Annotated in this window: 12 protein-coding genes; 3 read left to right on the forward strand and 9 right to left on the reverse strand. The window is 74.1% G+C overall.

Going from position 1 to position 12831, the window contains the following annotated elements; genetic code table 11:
• On the reverse strand, positions 1–1350 hold a 1350-nt coding region (locus ACPT94_RS29660), incomplete at its 3' end, for a PucR family transcriptional regulator (RefSeq protein WP_425247235.1).
• A 554-nt stretch (positions 1351–1904) separates the two neighbouring features.
• On the opposite strand from ACPT94_RS29660, the gene ACPT94_RS29665 reads away from it, so the two are divergent.
• The gene (locus ACPT94_RS29665) at positions 1905–3674 is read left to right on the forward strand and encodes an ABC transporter ATP-binding protein (protein WP_425247236.1); all 1770 of its coding nucleotides are present in this window, start codon (positions 1905–1907) and stop codon (positions 3672–3674) included.
• Positions 3675–3794: 120 nt separating this feature from the next.
• Complete coding sequence (locus ACPT94_RS29670; RefSeq protein WP_360351290.1) at positions 3795–4085, forward strand: DUF5133 domain-containing protein; 291 nt, start codon at positions 3795–3797, stop codon at positions 4083–4085.
• A 19-nt stretch (positions 4086–4104) separates the two neighbouring features.
• Here ACPT94_RS29670 and tgmB read toward each other — a convergent pair whose 3' ends face one another.
• The 6 genes from tgmB to ACPT94_RS29700 form a co-directional block, all read right to left on the reverse strand.
• Positions 4105–5091, reverse strand: coding sequence for an ATP-grasp ribosomal peptide maturase (gene tgmB / locus ACPT94_RS29675; RefSeq protein WP_360351288.1), 987 nt, complete (start codon positions 5089–5091; stop codon positions 4105–4107).
• A gap of 16 nt (positions 5092–5107) precedes the next feature.
• The gene (gene tgmA, locus ACPT94_RS29680; protein ID WP_189936157.1) at positions 5108–5299 is read right to left on the reverse strand and encodes a putative ATP-grasp-modified RiPP; all 192 of its coding nucleotides are present in this window, start codon (positions 5297–5299) and stop codon (positions 5108–5110) included.
• Positions 5300–5522: 223 nt separating this feature from the next.
• A complete protein-coding gene (locus ACPT94_RS29685) occupies positions 5523–5819 on the reverse strand; it encodes a DUF1232 domain-containing protein (RefSeq protein WP_360351285.1) in 297 nt (98 codons plus the stop codon).
• A 247-nt stretch (positions 5820–6066) separates the two neighbouring features.
• A complete protein-coding gene (locus ACPT94_RS29690) occupies positions 6067–8169 on the reverse strand; it encodes a xanthine dehydrogenase family protein molybdopterin-binding subunit (RefSeq protein ID WP_360351282.1) in 2103 nt (700 codons plus the stop codon).
• Complete coding sequence (locus tag ACPT94_RS29695; protein ID WP_360351279.1) at positions 8166–9161, reverse strand: FAD binding domain-containing protein; 996 nt, start codon at positions 9159–9161, stop codon at positions 8166–8168. Before ACPT94_RS29695 ends, ACPT94_RS29690 begins: the two co-directional genes overlap by 4 nt.
• A complete protein-coding gene (locus ACPT94_RS29700; protein ID WP_360351277.1) occupies positions 9158–9718 on the reverse strand; it encodes a (2Fe-2S)-binding protein in 561 nt (186 codons plus the stop codon). The genes ACPT94_RS29695 and ACPT94_RS29700 overlap by 4 nt, the downstream gene beginning before the upstream one ends.
• Before the next feature lie 217 nt (positions 9719–9935).
• Between ACPT94_RS29700 and ACPT94_RS29705 the strand changes: the two genes are divergently transcribed.
• The gene (locus tag ACPT94_RS29705) at positions 9936–10622 is read left to right on the forward strand and encodes a maleylpyruvate isomerase N-terminal domain-containing protein (protein WP_360351274.1); all 687 of its coding nucleotides are present in this window, start codon (positions 9936–9938) and stop codon (positions 10620–10622) included.
• 80 nt (positions 10623–10702) lie between these two features.
• Here the strand turns inward: ACPT94_RS29705 and ACPT94_RS29710 are convergent, their stop codons facing one another.
• Positions 10703–11887, reverse strand: coding sequence for a hypothetical protein (locus tag ACPT94_RS29710; protein WP_360351272.1), 1185 nt, complete (start codon positions 11885–11887; stop codon positions 10703–10705).
• Between the two features lie 637 nt (positions 11888–12524).
• A complete protein-coding gene (locus ACPT94_RS29715; RefSeq protein WP_425247237.1) occupies positions 12525–12773 on the reverse strand; it encodes a DUF3072 domain-containing protein in 249 nt (82 codons plus the stop codon).
• Positions 12774–12831: the final 58 nt, after the last annotated feature.

Here is a 12831-nt window from a genome sequence, read left to right on the forward strand (position 1 = left end):
GGGGGGGCCCCCCCCGGGGGGGCGGCCCCCCCCCCGGGGGGGGGCGGCCCCCCCCCCCCCGGGGCCCCCCGCCTCCCGCTCCCGCAGCGCCCGGACGACCAGCACGGCCCGCTCGTGCGACTCCGTCGCCCGCTCCGGCGCCACGACCGGACCCACACCCAGCCACACCGCGGCACAGTCCGGCAGCGACGAGACCACCGCGTCCAGCTCCCGTACGACGGCCAGGACGGCGGCCTCGTGGTCCGCGGCCGCGCCGTCACCGGTGAGCAGCAGCGCGAGCCGGTCGCCGTCCCGCAGGACGCCGGTGCCGGGGCGGCGGGCCGCCAGCTCCAGCACGAGGACGTCCAGGGCCCGGTCGTCCGTCCGCCGGCCGGCGTCCCGCTCGGCCACGACGACCGCGCAGGGCGCGTCCGGGGACAGGCCCAGCGACCAGGCGTGCGTGCGACGGTCCCCGAGCCCGTGCAGCAGACCCCGCAGCGCGGCCTCCCGGCGGTGCGCCGTACCGCTCTCGCGCAGCCGCTCCCGCACCAGGAGCGGGGCGGCCAGGCCGGCGGCCGTGCGCAGGGAGCGAGCGGCGTCCGGGGCCAGGGCGGCGCCGTCCGCGGCGGCCCAGATCGAACCGAGGACCTCCTGCCCGCTGCGGACGGCGACGACCAGCCGCTCGGGCGTGTCGCCGTCGGCGGGCCGGTGCAGAACGTCCCTCGAAGTCCACAGCGCGTGCAGAAGACCACTGCGGCGCAGCTCCGCGACCCGCCAGTCGGGCACCCGGCCGCCGAGGATGACGGCCCGGCGCAGCGGGTCGGCGTCCGGGCCGGTCGCGGAGTGGGCCAGGACACGCCACTGCGTGTCCTCGATGGTGATCGACCCCTTCACGTACGCGGCGACACGGGCGGCCAGGGCGGCGAGGGACGGGATCGCCTCGGGGCCGCGCAACGCGTCGGCGGCGTCCGCGTCACCCGCGGACACGTAAGCCAGGGCCGACCTGAGCAGGGCCGCCGCCTCCGCCCAGTCGGTGCCCTCGGCGCGGACCAGCAGGGCGACGCCCGTCTCCCGGGCCGCCGCCACCGGCTCCGCACCGGCCGCGTCCGCCTCGCCCAGCACCACGGCGCACGCGCCGCGCCGGGCGGCATCCCGCACGGTGCCGGCGTCCGCCGCGGCCCCCACGGCCAGCACCAGGGTGTCCTCGGGACCGGGTGTCAGATCGTCCAGGCCGACGGCGATCCGCCGTACGACGGCGTCCTCCGTGGCGGGCGCGCACAGCAGCCGCAGCGCGTTGCCGTCCTCGAAGGCCAGCAGGGACCGCAGAGTCGCGGCCGGGGCGTCGGCCGGGGGCGGGGGCTGCTCGTTCACCGGCCTGCCCTCCCGCTGTCGGCGCGCCACGCCGGCCGCGTGGTCGGCACGAGGATAGGGTCCGGCCGCGCCGCACCCCGAGCCGGGATTCAGCGCCCGCACTGCTGAATGCGTCCCCTTAATTCCATTGGACCTCCGCCGACGGCCGGGCCAGGCTGGAACGCGTCCACCCGTCCGCCAGGGGCTCCACCCCTTCGACTCCGCCAGGGGCTCCACCCCTGCCCCCCCCACGCGGGGCCGCCGCCCCGCACCCCGCCTCGGCCCTGAACGGGCCTCGTCCGCGAACTCCCCCGGAGGGGGTGCCCCAGACGGGCTGAACTGCCCTGACCGGTGCTCATCGTGTGCCGGCGTACGGGCGGAAACGCCCTGGGCGGCGCTCATCGAGCGGGCCGGACGGGCCGGTTGCCCCTGACCGGTGCCCGTCGGGAACCGGCAGACGGGCTGGGCCGGCCTGACCGGCGTCGCGAGGCTCACCCCCGGGTGGGTGGGGTTCGGGATCCCGCACAAGGCTCCGCACCAGCCTCTTCGACCGGCATTCAGGAGGACCACCGCCGATGGCGTCGTCGCTCGACAGACCGCTCGACCATCGCTACCGGGGAGAGCACCCGGTCCGTACGCTCGCCTACCTCTTCCGCGCCGACCGGTACCGGCTGGCCGGCGCGGTCGTCGTCTTCACCGTCAAGCACAGCCCCATCTGGCTGCTGCCGCTGATCACCGCGTCCATCATCGACACCGTCGTCCAGCACCAGCCGATCGGCCGCCTCTGGACGAGCACCGGCGTCATCCTGTTCATCCTGCTCGTCAACTACCCCCTGCACGTGCTCTACGTCCGTCTCCTGTACGGCAGTGTGCGCCGCATGGGCACCGCCCTGCGCTCCGCGCTGTGCACGCGCATGCAGCAACTGTCCATCGGCTACCACTCACGGGTCAGCGCCGGCGTGCTGCAGGCCAAGGTGGTGCGGGACGTCGAGGCCGTGGAGCAGATGGTGCAGCAGACCGCCGAGAACGGGCTCGGCGCGCTCACCGTCCTCACCGGCGGCCTGGTCATCATCGCCGTGCGCACCCCGGAGTTCGTACCCGTCTTCCTCGTCGTGGTGCCCGCCGCCGCGTTCGTCGTGGCCCGCCTCAGGGCCCGGTTGCGCGCCCACAACGAGCACTTCCGCCACGAGGTCGAGGCCCTCTCCTCACGCGTGACGGAGATGACCCGCCTGATCCCGGTCACCCGGGCCCACGGCCTGGAGGGCAAGGCGCTGCGCCGTATGGACCGCACCCTGCACCGGCTGCTGACCTCCGGGATGCGCCTCGACCTCGTCAACGGCCGCTTCGGATCGATCGCCTGGGTCGTCCTCAACGTCGTCGGCGTGCTCGTCCTGGCCGCTGCGGCGCTCGTCTCGTACTACGGCGTCTGGGGCGTCACCCCGGGCGACGTCGTCATGCTCAGCGCCTTCCTGACGACCCTCACCAACTCCACCACCACGCTCATCGGCCTCGCCCCGGTCATCACCAAGGGCCTGGAGTCGGTCCGCTCGGTCGGTGAGGTGCTCCAGGCGCCCGAGCTGGAGGACAACGAGGGCAAGGCCGAACTCGCCGCGGTGCGCGGAGCGGTGACTTTCCAACAGGTCGGATTCGCGTACGACAGCGGTCGGCCGGCGGTGCGCGACTTCACGCTGTCCGTCGCCCCGGGCGAGACCATCGCGCTCGTGGGAGCCTCCGGCGCGGGCAAGTCCACCGCCCTCAACCTCGTCATCGGCTTCATCCGGCCGACCTCGGGCCGCCTGCTGCTCGACGGCACCGACATGAACACCCTCGACCTGCGCACCTACCGGCGCTTCGTGTCGGTCGTCCCGCAGGAGTCGATTCTCTTCGACGGCACCGTCCGCGAGAACGTCGCCTACGGCATGGAGGACGAGGCCGACGAGGAGGCGGTCCGCGCGGCGCTGCGCGACGCCAACGCGCTGGAGTTCGTGGACCGGTTGCCCCAGGGCCTGGACACGCTGGTGGGTGAGCGCGGGGCCCGGCTGTCGGGCGGGCAGAAGCAGCGGCTGGCCATCGCCCGCGCCCTGATCAGGGACCCCAAGGTGCTGATCCTGGACGAGGCCACCTCCGCGCTCGACACCCGGTCCGAGGCGCTCGTCCAGCAGGCCCTCGCCCGCCTGCTGCGGAATCGCACCACGTTCGTCGTGGCGCACCGCCTGTCCACCGTGCGCGGCGCCGACCGGATCGTCGTGATGGGGGAGGGCCGCATCCTGGAGACCGGCACCCATGAGGAGCTCCTGCGCCGTGGCGGCGCGTACACGGCTCTGCACGGCGGACAGGTCGCCTGACGGATCCCAGGGCCAAGTGGCGAAAACCGTGCCCTGGGAGAGTGACATGAGCCTCAATGGCGCATGAATCGCCCGGGTTCGGGCACACGCTGCGCACCACATCTGGAGAGAGGAGCGCCCGTGATCGTTCCGGACCCGAAGGCCGTCAGGACGCTGCTGACCCGCTACGCGTCACTGAAGATCGCCCAGGCGGAGCAGGAGAGACCTCAGGCGGCACGCGAGCTGGAGGACGTCACGTACACCCTGTGCGTGCTGATGGGCACCTCCGACGTCCGCGAGGCGGTCGCCGCGGCGGACGCCCTGCTCGCCGCCGCCGTGCGGCCGCCGACGGCTCGGGTGCCGAGGCAGGACAAGGACGGGGACAGGGACGGAGAGAGGGACGGGGAGAGCGGACTGTACCTGGCGGTTTGAGAGCCCTCCCCGGCCCGGCTCAGGGAGCCGCCGAACCGCAGCAGTCCGCGTGCCGGGAAGGGTGCTGGGGGCCGGATCCGGCCAGCCACTCCGCGATGGTCCGGGAGATCGGCTGGCCGGTGTCCACCTCGACGAAGCCGAACTGCCCCGACTGGTTGCACTCCAGGAACCACCACGTCCCGTCGGCGTCCTCCGCGAAGTCGAAAGCGCCGTACGCCAGTTCGGCCTCCCGTAGATACGTCCGTACGGCGTCCGCGAGACGCGGCGGAACGTCGACCGGGTGCCACGGCGTGGTGGAGGGTGCGAAACGCACGTCCACCACGTCGGGGTCCGCGTCCGGCGCCGTCGTCTTGCGGGCGGCCAGCAGCCGGTCGCCCACCGCCGTCAGCCGGATGTCCGCCCGCTTGGCGACACGCCGTTGCAGCAGGGTCGGGCCGTAGGCGACGGCGGCGAAGTCGGCGCCGGGCGGGACCCGGGTGGTGGGCACCGCACGCGGCGGGTCCTGCGGATGCGCCCCGGACACCGGCTTGACCACCAGGTCCGGGTAGCGCTCCGCGAAGTCCCGCGCCGCCTGCGGGAACGTCGTGATGAGCGTGGCCGGTACGGGCAGCCCGCTGGACTGGGCCAGTCGCAGCTGCCAGGGCTTGTGCCGGGCCCGCCGGGCCGCGTCCGGATGGTTCATCCAGCGCGCCCCGCTGCCGCGGAGCATCCCGTACAGGGCCTGCGAGGCTTCCTCCGTGAGCCACGCGGACGGTTCGGGTGCCCGGGCCGCCGCCGTACCGGGCCGGCGGACCCAGACGGACCGCAGCGAGTCGAGGCTCACCAGCCGTCCGGCGGACGACAGATGGCCCCGGAAGGCGCCGTGCACGTACTCCGCGGAGAGCGCGACGGTGCCGGTGAGGTCGGCGGGATCGAGCCGCACGACGGGGACGCCGGAGGCGTTCAGGTGGACGACCACCATGTCCGCGGTGACGTCCTCCTGGCTGGTCAGGATGAGCACGGTCATCGGTTGTTGCCCGGGCTCAGTCGTCGAAGTGCGTCTTGGAGCCCGCCGTGGAGGTGGTCGTCCCGAGTTCTCTCAGCAGCGCGTGGTCACGAGCGGCGATCCGGCCGTCGCCGAGCACGTTCAACTGCAGTCCTGGGTCATAGGCGTACGGAGTGGCGAACTCCAACTCCGCTGCCGGGCGTGCGTAGTTGAGCGCAAACGGTTGCATCGTCTCTCCCTCGTCGGTACTGCGTCGATCAAGCGGTGCCGCTGTGCGACGTCACTTGGGCCCGCTGCGTTGGTGCGACTTTCTGTCCGTCACTCGGACCTTCAGTCACTTATACGAATCGAACGGGTGGTTGGTTTCCTTACTCTCCGTGATCAACACGGGTTTGGGGAGCGGCGCAGGGAGCTGAGCAGGGGCGATGTGCCTCGGAAGAGGCGAAAACTCGTTACCGGGCGGTCAGTTGACGGTCGGTTTCGGTGCGTTCGGGCGTGCGGCGCAGGGAGCGCAGGGCGAGGAGCAGGACACCGATGTCGTCGAGATAGACAGGGTCGGGCAGCAGGTCGGTGGGGAGGACGAAGTACGCGACCGCGCCCCAGAACACCCAGCGTGGGCCGGTCGGCAGACCCGCCCGCCGTAGGCCCCGCCGGGCCCGGACCAGCCGTACCAGCACGGCGGCGGCCACGGCGAACAGCGCCGCCGCCACTACCACCGCGACGACGACGAGCGTGGTGGTCGCATCCACGGGCCCTCCCTGTGCGCGGTCCGTCGCGCGGCGTCCAGTGGTTCCCCCGATTGTCGAATTCCCCGTTTTCGAATTCCGAATTCCCCCTTTCCGGCGGAAATATCGCACCGGCCGGGTGGACTTGCCCGCGGACGGCGGGCTGCCTGCTCCGAGGGCCGAGTGCACACGGGGAGTGATCAACGTCACGTCGCGCGCCGCGGGGCGGAGCCGCCGTGCCGACCGCGGCCTTCGGTCCGCGGTCCTCGGTTCAGTGGCCCGCTTCCAGCAGTCCCGTCAGCACCCGGTCCGGGGTGAGGGGCAGTTCGCGAAGGCGGACGCCGGTGGCGTGGTGGACGGCGTTGCCGACGGCGGCCGCCGTGCCCACGATGCCGATCTCGCCGATGCCCTTGCCGCCCAGCGGGTTGAGGTGCGGGTCGTCCTCCTCGACCCAGTGCGCCTCGATGTCCGGCACGTCCGCGTGGGCGGGCACGTGGTAGGACGCCAGGTCGGACTCGGTGAAGTCGCCGAAGGCCGCGTCCATCGTGCTGCCCTCGGTGAGGGCCATGCCCAGGCCCATGGTCATGCCGCCGACGAACTGGGAGCGTGCCGTACGGGCGTTGAGGATGCGCCCCGCCGCGTACACCCCCAGCATCCGCCGCACCCGCACCTCCCCGGTCACCGTGTCCACGGCCACCTCCGCGAAGTGCGCCCCGAACGCGTGCCGCGCGTAGGGGCTGTCGGCGTCGGCCGTGCCGGAGGTGTCAGCGTGGACGACCAGGCCCTGTTCCGGCACCGGTCCGGGGAGGCCGGTCAGACGCTCCGCCAGCCGCGTACAGGCCTCGTGGACCGGCCAGCCCCAGGAGGCCGTGCCCGAGGAGCCGCCGGCCAGCGGCGCCGACGGCAGGTCGCTGCTGCCCACCCGGATGCGGATCCGCTCCAGGGGAGCGCCGAGCGCGTCGGCCGCGATCTGCGCGAGCACCGTACGGGCGCCCGTGCCGATGTCGGTGGCGTTGGTCTCGACCAGGAAGGTCCCGTCGGGCAGGGCGTGCGCCGCGGCGGTCGACGGCCACACCAGCACCGGGTAGGTGGCGGCGGCCACCCCCGTCCCGATCAGCAACGGGCCTTCGGCACGGGAGCGCGGGCGCGGATCGCGCTCCGCCCACCCGAACCGGCGCGCCCCCTCCCGCAGGCACGCGACCAGGCCCCGGCTGCTGAACGGCCTGCCGCTGTCGGGTTCGGTCTCCGGCTCGTTGCGGATGCGCAGTTCGACCGGGTCCATGCCCAGTGCCTCGGCGAGTTCGTCCATGGCCGACTCCAGGCCGTACATGCCCGGCGCCTCCCCGGGCGCCCGCATCCAGGACGGCGTGGGCACGTCGAGCCGCACCACGCGGTGCAGCGTGCGGCTGTGCGGGGCCGCGTACATGACGCGCGCCGGTGTCGCCGCCTGCTCCACGAACTCCTTCACCCGGGAGGTGTGCGTGGTGACCTCGTGGACGAGGGACGTCAGCCGGCCGTCGGCGTCCGCGCCGAGGCGGAGCCGGTGCAGGGTGGGCGCCCGGTGCCCGACGGCCGAGGGCAGGAAACGGCGGGGCAGGGCGACCGTGACCGGACGCCCGGTGTGCCGGGTGGCCATCACCGCGAGGACGACGTCCGGCCGGGGCGTGCCCTTGGACCCGAAGCCGCCGCCCACATGCTCGGCGACCACCGAGATCCGCTCCTCCTCCAGGGCGAACATCCCTGCGAGCACGGCCCGTACGGTCGTGGTGCCCTGACTGGAGGTGTGCACCGTCAGCCGGTCCCCGTCCCAGTGCGCGGTACTGGCGTGCGGCTCCATGGGGTGGTTGTGCAGGGGCGGCACCCGGTAGCCGACGTCGACCCGGACCGCGGCGTCCGCGAAAGCGGCCTCCGGTTCACCGCGCTCCCGGACGGCCGGATACCCGCCGTTGGCCTCCTCGGGGACGTACGCCTGCGGATGCGTCGCGGACAGCGTCACGTCATGGGGTTCCTCGGCGTACGAGACGTGCAGGGCGGCGGCGCCGGCCCGGGCCGCCTCCGGACTGTCGGCCACCACCAGCGCGACGAACCAGCCACGGTGCGGAACCCCGGGGCCCTGGAGAACGGCGAGGGTGGGGTCGTCCGGCTCGGCGAGCCGCGGCGCGTTCTCGTGGGTGAGGACGGTGACGACACCGGGCAGCCGCAGCGCGTCCGAGACGTCCACGCCCGTCACCCGGCCGCGCGCCACCGTCGCCGGCACCGGACGGGCGAACAGCCCCCCGGAGGAGGGGAATTCGGCGGCGTAACGGGCGGTGCCGGTGACCTTGTCCCGGCCTTCCCGGCGCTCGGCGGGAGCGCCCACGACAGGGGCCGTCATGATTCCTCCCCGGACCGCGCGAGTCGTGTCAGGACGTCGAGAGCGAGGTTGCGGGCGAGGGGCACCTTGTAGGCGTTGTCGCGCAGCGGCCGGGCCGAAGACAGTTCGAGGTCGACGGCCCGTTCGAACGCCGCCGCCGTCGGCGCCGCGCCCACGAGCGCCTCCTCGGCCCGCCGGGCCCGCCACGGCCGGTGCGCCAGCGCCCCGAACGCGATCCCCGCGTGCCGGACGACACCGTCCGCCACCTCCAGCACCACGGCGACGGAGGCCAGCGCGAAGGCGTACGAGGCCCGGTCGCGGGCCTTGCGGTACGCCGACGGCAGCCCGGCCGTCGAGGTCGGCAGCAGTACGCCGGTGACCAACTCGCCCGGTTCGACGACGGTGTCCTGCTCCGGCTGCTCCCCGGGCAGCCGGTGGAAGTCGGCGGCGTGCACCCGGCGCACCCCGGCGAGGCCGTACAGCTCGATCTGCGCGTCCAGCGCGGCGAGGGCCACGGCCATGTCGGACGGGTGGGTCGCGATGCACCGCTCCGAGTACCCGAGGACCGCATGGTCGCGGTGGACGCCGTCCCGCGCGCCGCAGCCGCTGCCCGGCTCGCGCTTGTTGCAGGGTTTGGAGACGTCCTGGAAAGAGGGGCAGCGGGTGCGCTGGAGCAGGTTCCCGCCGGTGGTGGCGGCGTTGCGCAACTGGCCGGAGGCGCCCGCGAGCAGCGCCTGCGACAGGGCGGGGTAGCGGTCGCGGACCTGCGGATGCGCCGCGAGATCGCTGTTGCGCACCAGGGCGCCGACCCGCAGCGAACCGTCCGGCAGTTCCGTCACCTGGTCCAGCGGCAGCCGGGTGACGTCGATGAGGGCGGCCGGCTGCTCGACGCCGAGCTTCATCAGGTCGACGAGGTTGGTGCCGCCGCCCAGATAGCGGGCGCCGGGGTGGGAGGCATAGGCGTCGGCCGCCTCGGCGAGGCTGCCGGCCCGTACGTAGGCGAAGGACCTCACCGGCTCACGTCCTCGACCGCGTCGACGATACGGGGGTACGCGCCGCACCGGCACAGGTTCCCGCTGAGCCGCTCCCGGATCTCCTCCCGGCTCAGCGGAACGGGACCGGAGGGCGCCCGGGCGTCGGTGACGCGCGAGGGATGACCCGCCTCCGCCTCGGCGATCGCCCCGACCGCCGAGCAGATCTGGCCCGGAGTGCAGTACCCGCACTGGAAGGCGTCGTGCTCCAGGAAGGCCCGCTGCAGCGGGTGCGGTTCCTCGCCGTCGCTCGACAGGCCCTCGACGGTCGTGACGTCGCAGCCGTCCAGGGCCACCGCCAGCAGCAGACAGCTGTTGACGCGCCGCCCGTCGACCAGGACCGTGCACGCGCCGCACTGTCCGTGGTCGCAGCCCTTCTTGGCGCCGGTGAGGTCGAGATCCTCCCGCAGGACGTCCAGGAGGACCCGCCGGTGGTCGACGGTGAGGGTCTGCGGCTTGCCGTTGACGCGCAGGGTGATGCCGGAGCGGTGGGGAGGCGGTGCGGCGGTGCCGCCCGCGGGGCCGAGCTCGCTGCCCATGTCGTGGACCCTTCCGGGAAGATCCGTGGTGCCGTGGGGACCGCGTATCCAGCCCGCGCCGCACGACACGTCCCGGGACGGGGAAAACCGAGGCGGCGACGGTCGGTGACGGTCCGTGGCGCCGTGTCACCGCGTCCTTCCGGCGGGGCCGGCCGCACGCCGACGCGGCGGCGAAAACGCCGAGGCTCCGGCGCGCCCGTCTTCCTAGGCTGCCGTCATGACTGATGCCCAAGTGCCCGAAGCGCACCAGGTCCTGGTGCTCCGCGAGACCTACGGGACGCTCGCCGCGGTCGTGAAGTCCCTGGGCGAGGAGGAGTCCTGGCTGCCCACCGCCTGCACCGGATGGGCGGTGCGCGACCTGCTGTTCCACCACCTCACGGACGCCCAGCGCGCCCTGGTGGCCCTGCACACGCCCGCCTCGGCTCCGCCCGACCGCGACGCCGTCACCTACTGGCAGGACTGGGCGCCCGACCGCGTCGGCGCGGCGAACGGCCGGCGCTGGGCCCGGGTGAACGCGAGCATGTTCCTCGACTTCGATCAGCTGCGCGGCCTGTACCTGGAGACCACGGCGGCGGCCGTCACGGCGGCGGCCGCGGCCGACCTGGAACGCCCGGTCGCCACCCAGGGCCACGTCCTCACGGCGGGCGACCTGATCACGACCCTCTCCGTCGAGGCCGTCGTCCACCACCTCGACCTCGTCCGGGACCTGCCCGACGCACCCCGCCCCTCGCCCGCCGGTCTCACCGCCGTACGGGAGACGCTGGACGGTCTGCTCGGCCGGCCGGTGCCCGTGGACTGGAGCGACGAGCACTACGCGCGCGCGGCCACCGGGCGGGCGCCGCTCACCCCGGAGGAACGGCACGCGCTCGGGGCGGACGCCGATCGGCTGCCGCTGTTCTGCTGACGCGGAAACCGGTTCCGCCGACGTGGTTCCGCCGACGTACGGACCGCTGCAGCCGCGCGGACGGCAACGTCCGGCTCCGGCTACCGTTCGGTCGCCCCAGGGCCCTCCTCGGAGGCGTCCCGCTCCGGTGAGGCGTCCGCCGCCGGGGCCGGCGTCGACGGCGTGGGCGCCGGGCGCAGGTTCTTCGCCGTCTCCCTGAGCCGTTCCAGGGTCCGGCCCAGCTGCTGGAAGGGGGAGCCGCCCGTCCTGGCCTGCGGCTGCGGGCGCTCGCCGCCGTTCTCGGCCGCCTCCCGGTAGGCCGCCAGCGCCTCGTGGGCCTGCTCGGCGGCCTCCCGGTAGAGGTCCCGGGACTGGGTCATCGCCTCCAGCGCCTCGGCGTACATCGCCACCAGTTGGCGTTCGCGGGCGAGTTCCTCCTCCAGGGTGAGCAGCTGCCACTGCTCCCGCAGCGCGGTCAGCGCGGCCTCGCCGCCCTCCGGGAGCGGCTTGGGCAGGGCGGCGAACCGCGTCACCGCGTCCAGCACCTCGGTGGGGTGCGTGCCGTCCAGGAACACACTGCGCACCGAGAAGTCGCCCGCGTCGTACGCCTCCGGGGCGGGCGCGCCCGGCAGCACCAGGGCGCCGCCGCGCGGCACCTCCACGTCGAAGTCCCGCAGCGCCCAGTTCACGGTGCGCAACTGGTGCGGTGCCGCGCGGTGCTCCACCACCCGGTGGTGCAGCCCAGGCGCCAGGAGCGGGACCAGCGACCGGCGGCCCCGCTCGTCCGGCGTCATCGCCTCGTGCACCACGACGTGCACGGTCCAGGTGTCCCGCAGGGCGTTGCGCAGGGTGCGGCGCAGCTCCTTGTCGTCCGCCGGGAGCGGGTTGACGTCGAGGTACCGCTGCCCGGTCACCGTCTCGTGGCCCCACGGGGCGTCCGCCTCCCACGGCCAGAACATCGCGGCGGGCGACGGCCAGCGCAGATCCCACGGCCGCTCCGCCTCCGCGACCAGCGTCCACTCCTGCCCGCGCCCCGACCACTCCGCGAGCGTCAGCCGGGCACGCACGGTCACGTCGTCGGGCACGAGCCACCGTGCCTCGAAGGTGAGTTCCCCCTCGGCGGTGTCGGCATCGGGAACCTCCAGGAAGTCCTGGATCGTCGCGTCGCCCTTGAGGGACGAGAGGTTCTTGCGCAGCACGTCCGGCGCGGTGGGCCCGGTGTGGCGGCCACGAGCCAGCCACACGGTCGAGGGAGTCGTGGGCGGGACGGTCGGGGAGGTGAGCATGAGTCCATTCGTGAGAGCGGGGGACGACGGGTGTCTGCCAGTATCGTCGTCACGGCGAGTGGGTGATCAAGCGGGGTCGGCGCATACCGGGTCGCGGTGCGCCTTCCCCATCGCGGCCCGCGTCACGCGCGCGGATCGGGGCGCCCGGGGGCACGACCAGCGCAGACCGCCGCACCCGGGGGAGCGGGCCGATGAAGCCGGCCCTCGAAGGACGTGCCGCACGGTGACAACTCCGTCATCGCCGGTCCCACCCGTACGGAGGGCGGCGAGGAGTCCGTGAGGAGTCCGTCCGGAGACTCGCCGGCACCGAGCCGCCCCGGGAGGAGGCCCGGCGCGTCTTCACGCGCGAGGTGTGATCGACGCGCGCGGGGTGTGCCCCGTTCACCAAGGTCACCCCCACGCACCCATGGCCCCGTCCGCGCACGGCCCCGAGAATCGACCGGGCGGACAGGGCCCGCCCACCATCCGCGTCGGGGCGGGCCCTGTTCCCGTGCTCGGAGGGGTTACCGGGGCCGGATGTGAAGCCGCGTGGTGGCCGGCGGCCGCCGTGGCAAACGGCGGACGGCCGAAGGCCTGATGGGCTCCCCCCTCCATGTCCGACGACTTCAGGTCGCGCCGCACCGCAATACCACCGCGGTCACCCGTCGCCGTCGCCGCCGTCGCCGTCGGCCGGCCCGGCGTCCGGTGATCCCGTCCCGCCCGTGCGGGGCGAAGCCCGCTGCAAGCGGTCGATCAACCGCGAGGCCTCTGCCTTCGTGAGGTCCTGCGGGACCTCCTCGCCCGCCTCACGGGCCAGGGTGCGCAGGTAACTCAGCTGCGGACCGGTGGCCGGTTCGTCCCCGGTCGCCCAGTCCTCCACGTCCTTGGCCGGATTCGCTTCACTCATGCCGTCCGACTACCCCCGACTCCACGGCCGTCCCCACCGCCGTCCCCACGCGGCGACT

The organism is Streptomyces aurantiaciflavus (assembly GCF_049808595.1).
GTDB lineage: Bacteria > Actinomycetota > Actinomycetes > Streptomycetales > Streptomycetaceae > Streptomyces.